The sequence below is a fragment of the Weissella sp. DD23 genome (assembly GCF_001579105.1).
Lineage (GTDB): Bacteria > Bacillota > Bacilli > Lactobacillales > Lactobacillaceae > Weissella > Weissella cibaria.
This window is the reverse complement of sequence record NZ_KQ970390.1, coordinates 23,384-25,179: the sequence shown is the minus strand read 5'-3', so window position 1 is coordinate 25,179 and position 1,796 is coordinate 23,384. Positions and strand designations below refer to the sequence as shown.

Annotated in this window: 2 protein-coding genes; one reads left to right on the top strand and one right to left on the bottom strand. The window is 42.4% G+C overall.

All coding sequences use genetic code 11. From position 1 onward, the window contains the following. Nucleotides 1-1,095 (bottom strand): bifunctional folylpolyglutamate synthase/dihydrofolate synthase (locus WEIDD23_RS00115; protein ID WP_242865341.1); only part of this gene is annotated, 1,095 nt, incomplete at its 3' end. Nucleotides 1,096-1,423: 328 nt separating this feature from the next. On the opposite strand from WEIDD23_RS00115, the gene WEIDD23_RS00110 reads away from it, so the two are divergent. Further along, the coding region (locus tag WEIDD23_RS00110; protein WP_156469528.1) for a metal ABC transporter ATP-binding protein at nucleotides 1,424-1,796 on the top strand (373 nt) is incomplete at its 3' end.

Genomic DNA, 1,796 nt, shown 5'->3' with positions numbered 1-1,796 from the left:
CGCAATGACTGTATCAACGTGTGGTAACAATTCCTCCAGCATGTCGTGGTATTGCTTACCTTGTAATAACCCTAAGACCACAACTGGCTTAAATGGTAAATGCCAAGAACGAATGGCTGCCACCAAACTGATAATGCCATCTGGGTTGTGGGCCCCGTCGAACAAAATATTACGCTTTTCATCAAATTCCATCCGGCCTTTAATTTTGACGTGCGCTAACGCTTCAGCAACTGCGACGTCTTCAATCGTATAACCACGTTCCTTTAAGACTGTCACAATTTGCAAAACTGTACTCAAATTATTGGCCTGATAGGCACCAGTTAGTGACAGCTTCAACCCTTCAAATTGATCGGCATTCAGCTCCAAACCGCGTGGCGATGACTTAACGATCGTAATTGCCGGCTTAGGATGCGTGTTCCATTTCGCCCCAACGGCAATCGCTTTTTCTTTCAGCAAGCGATACACTTCGATATCCTGACCCGGATAATTCACGATGGTTGCACCCGCTTTAATCGCACCTGCTTTATCAGCCGCGATTTCAAGTAAATCATTTCCCAACAAACCGATGTGATCATATGAAATTTTCGTAAATGCAACAACCAATGGGTTATCAACCACATTCGTGGCATCGCGTAAGCCACCCACACCAGCCTCTAAAATCACAAAATCCATTTCAGTGCGGGCGAAGTGATCCAAGGCAATCAATGTCCACCATTCAAACTTGGTCAACGTATCCTCATCACCACCATGCGCTTTAATTTCTTCTAAGACATGTTGATAGCTTTTAACGAAGGCTTCTTCACTAATCATCTCACCATTCGTTGTAATCACTTCGCGATCATTCAAAATTGCCGGTGTCGAAAAGTGACCAACCTGGTAACCAGCCGTCTCCAAAATACTAGCCAGCATCACCCCAGTTGACCCTTTACCATTGGTACCGACGATATGAATAACCTTTAATTGTCGCTCAGGATTACCCATCCAGCGCAAAATTTCTTGCAACATGCCGACACGATTACCGTGTTCATCAGGTCTTACTCGCCAAGCACCACCCATTTTTGATGTAATTTGTCGATAAGTTTCAGCCGCACCCATGATTTACCTGTCCTTATAATAATGAAGAAATCGTGACCGAGTGACCATTCACCCGTTCCGTGTTGGCATTCGATATAATATGGCCAACAAAACTGTTTTTCTAACGGTTAATTTTACCATAGATGGGCAGTATCGGAACGCTTGGACTTATCATTTACCAGCTAATTAACTAATTTTAGTCGTATTGTTCGGTTATATAAAATATGATGGTTTTTTCATATATAAAATATTAACTTTTTCGTTTGTCAACCCGGACAAAAACTGGTAGATTGTTATGCGTCATTCTTTTTTACTTTTGAAAAGTAAGTATATATGAAGGGATTTGCATATGTTAACCATCTCAAATCTGACTGTTGGGTACGAATACGGCCCGATTTTTACAGATTTATCCATTTCATTTAACGATAACGAATTGATTGGGATTATCGGACCAAATGGGGCCGGTAAATCAACGTTAATTAAATCCATCCTAGGCATTATTCAACCAAGTGCTGGTGACATCACCCTAAATGATGTCCCGGTCACCAATCGTCTGCGCCGTGACAAATTCGCTTATGTACCACAACGCAGCGATTTGGACTTAGACTTCCCAGTAAATGTCTTCGATTTAGTGATGATGGGCGTTTTGTCCCAAATATCACGTTGGCATAGTGTTGGTAAAACTGAAGAAGCACTGGTGCAACAGGCGCTTGAACGGATGG